Origin of the sequence: Corynebacterium sp. HMSC064E07 (assembly GCF_001815745.1) — a bacterium.
Taxonomy (GTDB): domain Bacteria; phylum Actinomycetota; class Actinomycetes; order Mycobacteriales; family Mycobacteriaceae; genus Corynebacterium; species Corynebacterium jeikeium_D.
In genome coordinates, this window is record NZ_KV821825.1 from 15243 (window position 1) to 29730 (window position 14488).

Annotated in this window: 11 protein-coding genes and 1 pseudogene; 10 read left to right on the forward strand and 2 right to left on the reverse strand. The window is 57.2% G+C overall.

What is annotated here, in order from left to right:
- The first annotated feature begins 334 nt into the window (after positions 1–334).
- From glnA (HMPREF3053_RS08080) to HMPREF3053_RS08105, 6 genes are all read left to right on the forward strand, one after another.
- Positions 335–1771 (forward strand): type I glutamate--ammonia ligase, encoded by a 1437-nt coding sequence (glnA, locus tag HMPREF3053_RS08080; RefSeq protein ID WP_048732575.1) that lies wholly within the window; start codon positions 335–337, stop codon positions 1769–1771.
- Between the two features lie 945 nt (positions 1772–2716).
- Complete coding sequence (locus HMPREF3053_RS08085) at positions 2717–3889, forward strand: ornithine cyclodeaminase family protein (protein ID WP_048732577.1); 1173 nt, start codon at positions 2717–2719, stop codon at positions 3887–3889.
- A gap of 72 nt (positions 3890–3961) precedes the next feature.
- Positions 3962–5419 (forward strand): type I glutamate--ammonia ligase, encoded by a 1458-nt coding sequence (gene glnA / locus HMPREF3053_RS08090; RefSeq protein ID WP_048732579.1) that lies wholly within the window; start codon positions 3962–3964, stop codon positions 5417–5419.
- A 160-nt stretch (positions 5420–5579) separates the two neighbouring features.
- Entirely contained in the window at positions 5580–5774 is a 195-nt protein-coding gene (locus HMPREF3053_RS08095) for a PspC domain-containing protein (protein ID WP_048732581.1), read from the forward strand.
- Positions 5775–5826: 52 nt separating this feature from the next.
- Positions 5827–6117 carry a PspC domain-containing protein gene (locus HMPREF3053_RS08100; RefSeq protein WP_070600876.1) on the forward strand — a complete coding sequence of 97 codons (291 nt, stop codon included), beginning with the start codon at positions 5827–5829 and terminating at the stop codon, positions 6115–6117.
- Between the two features lie 309 nt (positions 6118–6426).
- The gene (locus HMPREF3053_RS08105) at positions 6427–7053 is read left to right on the forward strand and encodes a hypothetical protein (RefSeq protein WP_049192899.1); all 627 of its coding nucleotides are present in this window, start codon (positions 6427–6429) and stop codon (positions 7051–7053) included.
- Positions 7054–7136: 83 nt separating this feature from the next.
- On the opposite strand, the gene HMPREF3053_RS08110 is transcribed toward HMPREF3053_RS08105, so the two are convergent.
- Positions 7137–7754 carry a DNA-3-methyladenine glycosylase I gene (locus HMPREF3053_RS08110; RefSeq protein WP_016423053.1) on the reverse strand — a complete coding sequence of 206 codons (618 nt, stop codon included), beginning with the start codon at positions 7752–7754 and terminating at the stop codon, positions 7137–7139.
- Between the two features lie 52 nt (positions 7755–7806).
- A complete protein-coding gene (locus HMPREF3053_RS08115; RefSeq protein WP_070566896.1) occupies positions 7807–8724 on the reverse strand; it encodes a 2-dehydropantoate 2-reductase in 918 nt (305 codons plus the stop codon).
- Positions 8725–8985: 261 nt separating this feature from the next.
- Here HMPREF3053_RS08115 and HMPREF3053_RS08120 point away from each other — a divergent pair, with 261 nt between their 5' ends.
- From HMPREF3053_RS08120 to ptsP, 4 genes and pseudogenes are all read left to right on the forward strand, one after another.
- Entirely contained in the window at positions 8986–11106 is a 2121-nt protein-coding gene (locus HMPREF3053_RS08120) for a glucose PTS transporter subunit IIA (RefSeq protein WP_016423055.1), read from the forward strand.
- A gap of 65 nt (positions 11107–11171) precedes the next feature.
- Positions 11172–11987: pseudogene (locus HMPREF3053_RS11225) on the forward strand (PRD domain-containing protein); the annotation flags it as partial.
- Between the two features lie 177 nt (positions 11988–12164).
- Positions 12165–12431: an HPr family phosphocarrier protein gene (locus HMPREF3053_RS11230; protein ID WP_224433282.1), complete on the forward strand. Its 267-nt coding sequence runs from the start codon at positions 12165–12167 to the stop codon at positions 12429–12431.
- Positions 12432–12519: 88 nt separating this feature from the next.
- Complete coding sequence (ptsP, locus tag HMPREF3053_RS08130) at positions 12520–14211, forward strand: phosphoenolpyruvate--protein phosphotransferase (protein ID WP_049170190.1); 1692 nt, start codon at positions 12520–12522, stop codon at positions 14209–14211.
- Positions 14212–14488: the final 277 nt, after the last annotated feature.

Below are 14488 nucleotides of genomic sequence, written 5' to 3' on the forward strand. Positions count from 1 at the left end.
GGTAATCCGGGGGCGATGTTGCGTCGCCTTTTCCATTTTCTTATCAGCATGGGAGCTAAAGGCTCGTCGTAAAGCGTGTGTGACATGAATGCGCAGTATATTGCCGTGTTTCCATAAACAGATAATCCGCTCCCTATTTGCGTAACCCATTCCGTATTGGCGAATTCCTCACGCGCCATGCCAGAAATTCGTGGTTCTAATTCCAGAATGAATGCGTGGTTCGTTAAGCTTGAAGGCGTCAACCGGCCAGTCCTTGACAGCGCGGCAGGTGCACGAAACAGCGTGCAAGAATTCCCTGCTGCGTACTAAACAAGGCCAACTAAGGAGACCGCACATGTCCTTCAAAACTCCCGAGGAAGTAGTCGCGTATATCAAGGAAGAGGGCGTCGAGTTCGTAGACGTCCGCTTCACGGATGTTCCCGGCATCGAGCAGCACTTCACCATCCCGGCATCCGCATTTGACGAGGACGCGATGGCCGAAGGCCTGGCATTCGACGGTTCCTCGATTCGTGGTTTCACTTCCATCGACGAGTCCGACATGGCACTGCTGCCCGACCTGAGCACCGCGCGCATTGACCCGTTCCGCAAGGCAAAGACTCTGAACGTCAAGTTCTTCGTCCACGATCCGTTTACCCTCGAGCCGTTCTCCCGCGACCCGCGTAACGTCGCGAAGAAGGCGGAGGAATACCTCATCTCTACCGGCATCGCCGACACCTGCTTCTTCGGCGCTGAGGCGGAGTTTTACATCTTCGACAACGTCAAGTTCGAGACCGACACCAACCGCGGCTTCTACGAAGTTGATTCCATCGAAGGCTGGTGGAACCGCGGCAAGGACCAGAACCCGGACGGCTCTGCAAACCTGGGTTACAAGACCCGTCTGAAGGGCGGCTACTTCCCTACCGCTCCGTACGACCACTACCAGGACCTGCGCGACAAGATGTGCCTGAAGCTCGCTGACGCCGGCTTCGACCTGGAGCGCGCCCACCACGAGGTCGGCACTGGTGGCCAGCAGGAGATCAACTACAAGTTCAACACGATGTTGCACGCTGCAGACGACCTGCAGACCTTCAAGTACATCATCAAGAACACCGCCTGGGAAGAGGGCAAGTCCGTCACCTTTATGCCGAAGCCGCTGGCTGGCGACAACGGCTCGGGCATGCACGCTCACCAGTCGCTATGGAAGGACGGCAAGCCGCTGTTCCACGATGAGGCCGGTTACGCAGGCCTGTCGGACATCGCTCGCTGGTACATCGGCGGCATCCTGCACCACGCAGGTGCGGTACTGGCCTTCACCAACCCGACCCTGAACTCCTACCACCGCCTGGTCAAGGGCTTCGAGGCTCCGATCAACCTGGTCTACTCGCAGCGCAATCGCTCTGCCGCTGTTCGCATTCCGATCACCGGCTCCAACCCGAAGGCAAAGCGCATCGAGTTCCGCGCCCCGGACCCGTCGGGCAACCCGTACCTTGGCTTCGCTGCCATGATGATGGCCGGACTGGACGGCGTGAAGAACCGCATCGAGCCGCACGCTCCGGTCGACAAGGATCTCTACGAGCTCCCGCCGGAGGAAGCTGCCGACATCCCGCAGGCTCCGACCTCTCTCGAGGCCGCACTCGAGGCCCTGCGCAATGACCACGAGTTCCTGCTCGAGGGCGATGTCTTCACCGAGGACCTCATCCAGACCTACATCGACTACAAGTACGAAAACGAGATCGAACCGGTTCGCCTGCGCCCGACTCCGCAGGAATACGAAATGTACTACGACTGCTAAAGTTTTCGCTTCACGACGGCCACAGCGAGCAGCCCCCATTGCTCCTAGTGGCCGCCTAGCTGCTTGAAGTCAATAGCCAAAACCGTCTGACCACAGTAAATGTGGCCAGGCGGTTTTTCGTTGCGGCCATGCTGACTGCGGGCGCCTGGGCCCGCATACGCGCGCGTATGTGAGCACGAATTTGTGCGCGGTTCCGGGCCACTCCCCTGAACAGGGTCATACACCACCACAAAAGGGCCGCGACCCCTGCACGAGTAGAGTTGCACACTCTCCGCCCCAGTCTTATCGATGCAATATTCACTTGTCGATGCGCTATAGCGTGGCCATAAGTGAACAGCGCATCGACAAGTGACAGGGTGGGGAGGATACCGTGCGCATAAGTGCCGGACAGCCGTCGACAAGTGAAGGAAAATCATCGATAAGTGCCAGGAAATTGGCCATACGTGCGAGGGTGTCGCTAGGGACAACACGAGGGACGGATGCGAGGGACACCGCAAGGGGGCGGACACCAAGAGCGGATGGGGCATGCTGCGAAGGTAGGACGCCAGGCAATCACGCCCGTTGAACCAGAAATGTGTCGCAACTTAATGACATGTGACAAAGTTCATAAACATTGATGCGTGGGAGGATAATTCACTCATCTGTAATCGTTCTCAAAAAGTATCAATTGTGCATGTCGAAGTAGTTATTACGGGCAACTTATTGACGGAAATTGGGCTCTGTCGCTGTGACCGTCGTAAAGCGGGAATGTCGTGCTGAAAACTGCGTAAACGCCCCTACGCTGTGGTTTTTCCGTATGGTGGTACGCCATACCCCTCGGAAATGGCGACTCGAGAGCCCACGCCGAGGCGATTTGATTGATTCTGGAGAGCATGCATCTGGAATTTCTTAAGCAGAGCCGCCGCATAGGGTGGCCGATGAACATTAAGAAGGATTTGAGCATTCTTGACTAACGAAAACGCTGCCAACCCAGAAAACTCAACTCGCATTGATTTTCTCTACCTCAGCGAACCGGACATGGTTGAAGCTGGTGTCACGGATTTCGCCAAGTGTGTTGAGACCATGGAAGAAACCCTGATTCTGCTGGCTGACGGCGACTACCGCATGGCCGGTGCTTCCGCTAACTCCCACGGTGCCCAGATCAACTTCCCGGATAACCCAATCCATGAGGGTATGCCGGCAAATGGCCCTGACCGTCGTTTCATGGCAATGCCCGCTTACCTCGGTGGTCGCTTCAACGGCGCAGGTGTGAAGTGGTACGGCTCCAATGCCGATAACCGCCAGAACGACCTGCCACGTTCGATCCACCTGTTCATTCTCAACGATGCAATTACGGGTGCCCCGAAGGCTGTCATGTCGGCAAACCTCCTGTCGGCATACCGCACTGGCGCTGTTCCGGGTGTCGGCGTCAAGCACCTTGCCGTCGAAGACGCCGAGGTCGTTGGCATCATTGGCCCGGGTGTTATGAGCCGCACCATTCTCGGCTCTGCCATGTCGCAGCGTCCGGGCATTAAGAAGGTCAAGGTCAAGGGCCGCTCCCAGGCCTCGACTCAGAAGGCTGTCGATTGGATTAAGAACGAGTTCCCGCAGCTGGAAGAGGTCCGTATCGTCGAGACCGAAGAAGAGGCCATCCGCGACTCCGACATCCTCATCGCCGGCACCTCGACTTCCTCCGATGGTCCGGCCGGTTTCCCGTACTTCAAGAAGGAGTATCTGAAGCCCGGCGCGCTGCTGCTCATGCCGGCCGCTGCACGCCTCGACGACGACTTCGTGCGTTCCGACGACTGCAACCTCGTCGTTGACTACACCGGCCTGTACGAAGAGTGGTTCAACGAGAACGGCCCAGACGTGACCTATGAGCGCTTGCTCGGTATTCCGGGTAACCGCTGGTGGGACATGAAGGAAGAGGGCACCCTTCCCGCCGAGAAGCTTGTCAACATTGGTGATATCGCTTCCGGTAAGGCTCCGGGTCGCCAGAACGACGAAGAAATCTTCTGCTACTCCATCGGAGGCATGCCAGTCGAGGACGTCGCCTGGGCCACCGATGTCTACGACAACGCCCTGGCAAAGGGCATCGGCACCAAGCTGAACCTGTGGGATGTTCCGCTGCTGAAGTAGTAGTGACCAGTAATTTCAACACCACGATTAGTAAGCTCAACAAGCTAGACGCGAAGTAGGCGAGTTTTACCAATGGGTAAGTTCAAACCCAGCAGTGACCAGACAACTCCGGAAGGAATCCAACGATACATCCGGGACAATGACATTCGCTGGGTAGACGTCCAGTTCACCGACGTTCCCGGCATCGAACAGCACCTAACCGTTCCGGTATCCGAGTTTGATGAGGACTCAGCCTACGAAGGCCTCGCCTTCGACGGTTCATCCATTGCGGGTTACACCTCGGTGGATAATTCCGACATGATGCTGCTGCCAGACCTGGACACGGCTTTCATCGACCCGTTCCGTAAGTCGAAGACGCTGAACATGAAGTTCTTCGTCCATGACCCGCACACCCGCGAGCCGTTTAGTCGCGACCCGCGCAATATTGCCCGTAAGGCCGAGAACTACCTGAACGAACTGGGCTTCGCCGATACCTGTAATTTTGGCGCTGAGGCAGAGTTCTACATCTTCGACTCCGTCCGCTACGACTCCAGTTCAAACAAGTCATTCCACGAGGTGGATTCGGTTGAGGGCTGGTGGAACTCCGGGGTGAAGGTAAACCCGGACGGATCGCGCAACCTCGGCCACAAGGTGCGCACCAAAGGCGGCTACTTCCCTACTGCTCCGTATGACCACATGCAGGATCTTCGTGACGAAATCGGCGAGCACCTGCAGGATGTTGGCTTCCATGTTGAGCGCTCCCACCACGAGATGGGCTCCGGCGGTCAGCAGGAGATTAACTATCGTTTCAATACCCTGCTGCACGCCGCCGATGACATGCAGACTTTCAAGTACGTGGTGAAGAACACCGCCAAGTTCAACCAGAAGTCCGCTACCTTCATGCCGAAGCCGTTGGCCGGCGATGGCGGCTCTGGTATGCACATCCACCAGTCACTGTGGAAGGATGGCAAGCCACTATTCCACGATGAAAACGGTTACGGCGGCCTGTCCGACATGGCGCGCTACTACATTGGCGGCATCTTGAAGCACGCCGGTGCAGTCCTGGCTTTCACCAACCCGACAATGAACAGCTACCACCGCCTGGTTCCGGGATTCGAGGCTCCCGTCAACTTGGTCTACAGCCAGGAGAACCGCTCGGCCGCCATCCGAATCCCGATTACCGGCGCAAACCCGAAGGCCAAGCGCATCGAGTTCCGCGCTCCGGACCCGTCGGGCAACCCGTACTTGGCTTTCACCGCCGCAATGATGGCTGGTCTCGACGGCATCAAGAACCGCATCGAGCCTGGCAAGCCGATTGACAAGGATCTCTACGAGCTGCCACCAGAGGAACTCAAGGACGTCCCCACCGTCCCGCATTCGCTGGAGGGTGCGCTGAAGGCGCTGGAAGAGGACCACGAGTTCCTGCTTGCCGGCGATGTCTTCACACAGGATCTCATCGACGCGCATATCCGCTACAAGTTCGAGCAGGAGATTATGCCGGCACGTCTGCGCCCGACGACGCAGGAGTTCGAGCTCTACTACGACTGCTAGCATTCGCCCCGTAAAGCTCGCTTGACGACGCCCACACCGCTACCCCACCTAACCGTCTTGGGGTAGCGGTGTTTTTAGCTGGGGCATACTTTTTAGTCGGCACATTTAGTAGAGCTAGCACCACTGCGAACTAGACGGATCAGGGCTACCCTTGATTGTTATGAACAACAAGTCACTGACCCGTTCCACCAATAACAAAATGGTTGCAGGTGTGCTCGGTGGGTTCGCTGAGTATTTCAACTGGGATGCGACTTTGCTGCGCGTTATATTTGTCGCGTCTTTCCTGATGCCTGGTCCGCAGTTTCTTCTCTACCTCGCAGCATGGATTATCATGCCGAAGGAAACTTACGTATAAGCGCGGTCGACCGAAAAATACCTAAATAGCCATACCTTGGAGTATTTATCTAATGAGCGACGCCGCTCCCGAAAAACCCACCAAGAAAATTTACCGCTCGCGTAATGACCGCCTCCTCGGTGGCGTCCTCGCAGGAATCGCGGAAAGCCAAGGCTGGGATATCACTTTCACACGAATGGTCTACATCATCCTTCCCTGCGTTGGATCGATGATTGGCTGGAAGATTAGCGCTGGATTCCTAGCTCTTTACCTCTTAGCCTGGTTCGTCCTGCCAGATGGCGAGTACACGCTTGACGACGATGCCCGCGGCTCCAACCACGCAGAGAAAGAAAATAAGCAATAAACGTCAAGCTTAATAAGATTGATACCTTTCCGTTACTCGCAACGCCCTCACCAGCACTATTCCAATTTCGCAATCACGCAAATTCGGTAACAAATAGAGCATAGAGTGCACAGATTCGCGCCATTTGACTTGCACAGGCCCCAGAATTACCTAGTGTTCTTTCTGTACGGCTTTGAAGCCACACCATCTTCGAATGTCCGATATTCAAAAGAATTGTCAATTTCTCTTTGAATTTAATTCGGACAAATAGTGGAAGATGCCAATAATTGAATAGGTAACTTAGTTAGCTCTCAAGAAAGTGGTTTTGAAATGCAGAACAAGAAGATGACCCGTATCGCTACCGCAATCGTTGGCTCCGCCGCTCTTCTCGGCGGCCTGGCTGCATGTTCTTCCGATGACGCACAGGATGCTGCTAACAACGCCAAGGATCAGGCGGGCCAGGTAGCAACCGACGCCACTGATAAGGCTGGCGACGCTATGGACGGAGCTAAGGACAAGGCTGGCGAGGCTGCTGATGGCGCTAAGGACAAGGCTAACGAGGCTATGAACGGTCTGGGGCTGGGCGACGCTGCTGGCGAGGATGTGGCAGAGGCTGACCTGCCTGAGTCCATCACCGAGGCAGCTTCTTCCTTCACCTCCCCGTACGATTCTGAGGCTGGCGAGTTCAAGTCCGCTAAGAAGGTCGGCGACGCGGTTGCCGCTGAATACGAGAACGTCACCTTCGTTGAGTCCCCAGAGACTAATGGTGCACAGCCGCTGATCGGTAAGATTCGCGAGACCTGGGTTGCCAACGGTGCACTGGAAAACGAGATTGGTCTGCCGACCGCACCGGAGTCGGAGATTGAAAACGGCTGGGAGCAGCCGTTCACTAAGGACACCATGAAGTGGACCTCTGAGGACGGCCAGAACTACTCCGACTCCTACGAGAACAAGTAGTTCTACACGAACCGAAAGATTTTGAGCGTGCCGGGTGGCACGCTCTTTTTCTTTCCCCCTAGCTAGTTAAATCCCCCTTTCCCCTAGTCAAAAACGCCAGAGGCACCGCGCCGATGTGCGCCAACAATGTTGATATCGACAATCCCCACGGCAGCCATTGATGCAAAGACCGTGGTGGGGCCTACGAACTTAAAACCAGCTTTCTTCAATGCCTTGGCAAGCGCCTTGGACTCCTCGGAGTAGCTGGGCACCTCTTCGATTGAACGTGGCTCGGGAGACTTCTCCGGTTTAAACGACCACATCAACTCGGCTAAGCCGCCGTTTTCACGCAGAGCAATCGTCGCCGCGGCGTTATTGATTACCGCGGTAATCTTCCTGTGATTCCGAATGATTCGTTCATCATTCATCAATCTTTCGACATCTTCGTCATCGAAATCAGCAACCGCATCGGGGTCGAAGTTCGCGAAGGCTTCCTGAAACGCGGGCCGCTTCTTCAGCACTGTCTCCCACGACAACCCCGCCTGAAATACCTCCAGGCTGAGCCGTTCGAATAGTCCTTGCTCATCGCGCACCGGCATCCCCCACTCGGTGTCGTAGTACTCTCTCAGCAGCTCACTGTGAGCAGCCCATGCCGGTCGAGCCAATCCATCCTCACCGATGATGAGCCCATTGTTTTCCGTGTAGTCCGATCCAATTTTCATCAGTCTTTCCAATCCCCCAATTCCGGTTTGACTTAGCTGAGCACCGCAGCTCTTAATTCTTATGCTTGTGTTGACGCCCAACCAGAGCGCCATACACCAGATCCAGCGTCGGCGTTTCCACTTTCGCCTTCTGCCCCATCCGGCGGATTGCGCCAATCTGGGCATCGAGCTCATTGGTAAGTCCCGCGGTGTAGTCGCGCTGCATCGACGAGGTGTTGTTGTACCCTTGATCATCAGTAAAGGCCAAGGTCCGCGACACGATGTCCTCTGGCAGCGCAACGCCGCAGGCTCGACCGACTGCCTCGGTTTCTTCAAACATCCGCGTCAAGCTGTCGCGCATTTCCGAACGCAAGTAACCAATCGGACTATCAGCCAGGGCACCTAGGGCACCGAGGTTAGCCACGAACATCGCTTTTGCCCAGATATCGACCCAGATATCCGGGAGCTGTTCGCCACCGAGCCCAGCCGTGTGCAATGCCTCGATAACTTCCCCGACCAGGTCATTAGTGGAGCCATCGAATGTGCCGATGTTCAGGCTCATCGGTCCTGGGCGGAAGGTAACTTCCGCCGGGCCAGTGTGGATAAAGAAACCGCGGATAACACCCGGGAACACCTTGTCCTCACCGAACCGCCCCGCTGCCAAATAAGGGATTTCCACCGAGTTATGGGTGGTCACAACCGCGGCTCCAGCCGGAACTTGTGGGAAAGGATCGTTGCCCGGCAGCGCCTTGGTTGCCGCAATCACAACATCGACGCCGATGCCATCGGCAGTGAGTTCGTCCCAGTTGTCGGCTGCCTTAACAGGGATAGTGCTGCGTTCCCCGTGCTCGTCGATAAGCGTGAGCCCCACCTCACGAAGACGTGTCAGGGTCTCACCGCGGGCGAGAAAGACAACATCATAACCCGCTTGCACGAGGCGACCGCCAAACCAGCCGCCCACAGCTCCTACACCTAAAACTCCAATCCTCATAGCTGCCACCTTACGACTTCCGTGTTGAGCGCGAAGGAAGTTGCATTCGGTTGTCCACAGGCAATCCGGGCTATCCCCAAATGTGAAAATTGGACTTGAATTACTACCTTGTCAAAACTATGTAAAGCGGAGTAGGGTCGAAATCAATAGATATCAACCCAGGGTTGTTACTCTTTTGAGGCAAGACCTGAGGCCCACAGTTTGTGGTGCCTCGGGTCTTTTTGCGTTTAACGGCCCTGCTTACTGTGAAGGAAGGTCACGATGGGGTCGTCAAAAGATTCCAGCGCGAGGGCAATAGTTGAAAACCTCGGTGGACCCGGAAACATCACAAGCATGACGCACTGTGCGACGCGTCTGCGTTTTGAACTCGGTGATGTCTCCAAGATTAACGAGGACAAGATTGACAAGGTGCCGGGCGTACTCGGTGTCGTTCACCAGGGCGATAACCGCTACCAGGTCATCTGTGGCGGTGGCGTCGAATCGATGTACACGGCAATTAAGCATCTACCGGAAATGAAGGGCGCCGGCGCAGTCGCCACTAAGTCCGACGCAGACGTTAAGGCAGAAGCTCGCTCGAAGGCACGCGGCAAGTACTCCTGGTTGGACAACTTCTTCGAGTACCTCTCCGATTCGTTCCGCCCAATCCTGGGTGTGCTGTTGGGCGCATCGCTGATTATCGCTATTGCCGCGGTTCTCGACGGTCTGAACATCGTCGACTTCCGCGCTGAGGATAAGTCCGCTACTTGGATCTTTGTTGACGCCATGTGGCGCAGCGTCTTCTACTTCCTGCCAATCATGGTCGCCTACAACGCAGCGAAGAAGCTGCGGGTAGATCCATGGCTGGGCGCAGCCATCATGGCTGCCCTAATGACGCCGGAGTTTATGAGTCTGCAGGATACCGATCGCTTCTCGGACACCATCAAGACAGTCAACGAGGAACTCGGTACCGAAACTTTCACCGCCAACATCTTCGGCCTGCCAATGCAGCTCAATGACTACGGCGGACAGGTCTTTGTACCGCTGATCATGGTCGCCATCCTGGCAGTGGTCTACCACGGTTTGAAGAAAATCTTCCCGGAGAATGTGCAGATGGTCTTCGTTCCGTTTATCTCCATGTTGATTATGATTCCGCTGACCGCTTTCCTCATCGGCCCACTGGGAATCTGGCTGGGTAACGGCATCGGCTCCGGCCTGGCATGGATGAACTCGAACGCACCGTTTGTGTTCGCAATTCTCATCCCGATGCTCTACCCGTTCCTGGTGCCACTGGGTCTGCACTGGCCACTGAATGCGCTGATGCTGGTCAATATCCAGACTCTCGGCTACGACTTCATCCAAGGCCCGATGGGTGCCTGGAACTTCGCCTGCTTCGGAGCAACTGCCGGTGTGCTGGTTCTTTCCATGCGCGACCACGACACTCAGATGCGCCAAACTGCAACGGGTGCACTCGCTGCCGGTCTCTTCGGTGGTATCTCCGAGCCGTCCCTCTACGGTATTCACCTGCGCTTCAAGCGGATTTACCCGCGCATGCTGCTCGGCTGTTTCGCCGGCGGTCTGACTATCGCCATCCTGTCGGCTCCGTTCGGTGGTGTGACAACCAACGCTTTCGTCTTCACCTCCCTCATCACCACTGTCGTGTTCAAACCGATGTGGGTCTACCTGATTTCCGTCGCCGTGGCATTCTTCGTCGCCATGTTCGCCATCATTCTCACCGACTACCGCACGCCGGAAGAGAAGGCTGAGGCCGAGGCCGCACGCGCCGCAGAGCTTGACGACGAGCCCAGCGACGCCACCCCACACGCTGCCACCAGTGGCTCCGATTCGGCTCCAGCTGAGGCTTCCGGTGACGCTGGTACCAACGCCGAGGCTGCCGCACCGGCTGCTGCGGCAGCTGGCGCCGGTGGTGTCGCAACTGCCGTTGATACCAAGCCTGTACAGGTGCAGGCCCCGGTTGCCGGTGAGGTTGTCAGCCTTGCTGAGGCCGGCGACGCGGTCTTTGCCTCCGGTGCTCTCGGTGACGGTGTCGGTATCAAGCCGACCAGTTCTACCGTGGTCGCACCCGTATCGGGCACGTTGATGACTGTGGCAAAGACCGGTCACGCCTTCGGTATTAAGACCGATGACGGTGTAGAGGTACTCGTCCACGTCGGTATCGACACGGTCAAGATGGCCGGTGAAGGCTTCGATGTCCAGGTTTCCAAGAAGCAGCACGTCGAGGCCGGCGATGTTCTTGCCGAGGTCGATTTCGACAAGGTCAAGGAAGCTGGCTACCCAACCACGACACTGATGACCATCACCAATACCAAGAAGCTAACCAAGGTTTCCCCGGTCACCGGCATCTCTGTCCAAGCCGGCGACATGGTCATCGAGGTTCAGCCATAATTGATTTCTAGAAGGCATACCGGCCTGAAATCCCTCAACTTATGGAGGAGTTCACGGTTACCGACATGGAAATCCTGAGAGTATTCAATAACAACGTGGTCCTGGCCAAGGACGCGACCGGCGAGAAAATCATCACCGGCCGCGGAATTGGGTTCAAGGCTCGCCCGGGACAGCCGGTTGATTCGAGCAAAGTAGTCCGAATCTTCGTCCCGGCAGAAGGCCGCGATCCGGACCATATTGCCACGATGCTCACAGAAATTCCGCTGGCTCACATGACTCTTGTGACCGATGCGGTAACCGCAGCCGGCCTGCCGGAATCAATGACGAAGAACGCTTCCCTCCTTGTGGCGTTGGCCGATCACATTGGTTTCGCCATCATGAGGGCAGCTAACGGGCAGCGAGCCGATTACCCGCTGCTCGCGGAAGTCAGCCAACTTTATAGTGAAGAATACGCGCAGGCGCAGGCGATTTTGTCGCATATCAATCGCGCCCTCAATGACCGTCGTATAGCGCCATTGCCCCGCCCAGAAGCGGTGGCGATTACGTTACACCTGGTCAATGCTGGTTTTTCTACGGGTGATTTGAGCTTCACCTACACCATGACGGGCGTGCTGCAGCAGCTGCTCACAATCATTGAAAGTGATTTTGGTATCACGCTGGAGCCAGAGACTGTCAATGTAGGGCGCTTCATCACGCACCTGCGCTACTTGTTCGTCCGGATTGCCAAGCATGAGCAGTTGAAAGATCACTCCTCCGCTATTGGCCAGGCCATCCGTGACTCCGCCCCAGAGGCGTTTCGCTGCGCACAGCGTATCTCCGCAGTCATTGAACTGCGTCTGGGGTCGGGGCTGACGGAAGACGAAGTTTCCTACCTCACCCTGCACATTGCACGCATTGTGCAGGCAGCGGCTGTATCTCCCACCGCCTCCAGGGCTTCCCGGAGCGTGCGCGACGTTGATGACAAGCAAGCACCAGCGGGCGGCGCACTCGCGGTGGGGTGTACAGGCACTGTGCCTGAGTCAGAAAATTTCACATATTCGACCCGAAAGGATTCAACCATGATTACTCGTACCGCTACCATCGGTTCCTCCGTAGGCCTGCACGCTCGCCCGGCTTCCCTGTTCACTCAGGCTGCTGCTGAGTACGACTACGACATTGTCATTTCCCTTGACGACGAAGAGGCCGATGCCGCCTCGATCCTGGAGGTCATGACCCTCGGCGCTAAGCACGGCGACGAAGTCACGCTGAGCTGCGAGGACGACTCCGCAGCTGCAGCTCTGGACGAGCTTGCAGCCATGCTCGAGCGCGACCTTGATGCCGAGTAAGCCCAGCTAGAACGCTCCTGGATAACACCACGGCACACCACGACCGACGAGTATCCCCGCAGAGGTCCCGAAAAGGAGATCGGAAGCAATGAACGAGCAGCACACTGTCATCTATGGCATCGGTGTCTCGACCGGTACGGCCAGCGCTGAAGTAGTAAAGGTACTCCCCGCCCCGGGAGTTGATACTCAAGAGCCGTCGTCGACCGATCCCGTCGCCGATGGTGAGCGCGTCCGCGCGGCGATGGCCAACGTCGCAGAGTCGCTGAAGAAGCAGGCTGAGCACTCCAGCCCGCAGGCACGTCCGATTCTGGAGGCCACTGCGCAACTGGCTTCCGATAGGGCGCTCGCCAAGGCCGTGGTGAAGAAACTCAAGGCGGGTTCCGGCGTCACCCAGGCCGTTCACGATGCCGTTGAGGACTACGCGCAGCTCCTAACCAGTCTCGGTGGCTACATGGCTGAACGTGTCACCGACCTCTACGATGTTCGCGACCGCACAATTTGCGAGCTGCGTGGCCTGCCAAAACCGGGCGTCCCGGATGTCTCCACCCCAACTATTCTGCTTGCCGACGATCTCGCGCCCGCCGAAACCGTGGGTCTTGACCCCGAGTTGGTCGTAGGCATTGCCACCGCTGGTGGCGGGCCGACCAGTCACACGGCTATCCTCGCAGCACAGCTGGGCATTCCAGCCGTCGTTAAGGCGAAGGGCGTCATGGAACTCGAGGCCGGAACCTTCGTCGCCATTGACGGCGGCGCCGGTGAGGTGATTGCGAATCCGACCGCCGATGAGGTCGCCGCGTTGGAAGAGCGCGCTCGACGCCGGGAAGCAGCCCTAGCGCAGTCTGTGGGCGCAGGCAAGACCGCTGATGGTTACCCGGTGAATCTGCTGGCCAACATTGGTACCGCGGAAGATGGTGAGTCTGCGGCAGCGCAGGATAATGAGGGCACCGGCCTGTTCCGTACTGAGTTCCTTTTCCTCGACCGCGACAAGGCTCCGAGTTTGGAGGAACAAACGGAAACCTACACTCGTGTGCTGAAGGCATTCGGTGAGCGACGCGTGGTTGTGCGCACGCTGGATGCGGGTGCGGATAAGCCGCTGAGCTTTGCCGACCTAGGCGAGGAAGAAAACCCGGCGCTGGGTCGCCGCGGACTGCGCCTGTCGCAGGCTCGGGAAGATTTGCTGGATACGCAGCTGGATGCACTCGCCGCTGCGTTTGACGCCACCGGGCGCAAGGCTGACCTACGGGTTATGGCTCCGATGATCGCAACGGTCGAAGAAACAAAGTGGTTTGCGGACAAAGCGCGTGAGCGTGGCCTGCCGAAGGTCGGCATCATGATTGAGGTCCCCGCAGCAGCGATTCGTGCGAAGCAGCTGCTGTCCATTGTGGACTTTGCCTCCATTGGTACTAACGACTTGTCGCAGTACACTATGGCGGCCGACCGTATGCAGGGGGCTCTGGCGGATTTCCTATCTCCATGGCAGCCGGCTGTGCTGCAAATGATTAAGTCCGCATGCAAGGGCGGCAATGCTACCGGCAAGCCCATTAGTGTCTGCGGTGAAGCCGGCGGTGACCCGCTGCTGGCACTGGTCCTGGTGGGCCTCGGCGTGAGCTCGCTGTCCATGGCTTCCAAGAAGGTGCCGGCCGTCCGCGCCGCTCTCCGCCTCCACGACCGCGCTACCTGCCAGCAGATGGCAGCATACGCTGTCGATGCCGAAACTGCGGCCGATGCGAAGGCCGCAGTGACCGCGCTGGTGGATCCGAAGGTGAAGGATCTGCTGTAGAGCGACGGAATTAGCACTAAGCCTGGCGTACACACGCTGTCAGCGTAAACGTGTGCGCCAGGCTCTTTCTCTTATGTTCGCTGCCCCATCACAGGCAGCAAATTTTCTGGGAAATTTCTTGATTTTCTCTCTCTCGAACGCCCCATTAGGATAAATAGAGTGCCTTCGTCGGCACCACCAACGCCGTCGAAGCCCCTTAATAATTCCAATAAAGACGGCTCATACAAGCCGCAACTTAATTCACGCATCAGGCTCCACCCAGCCCGTGAAAATTCAC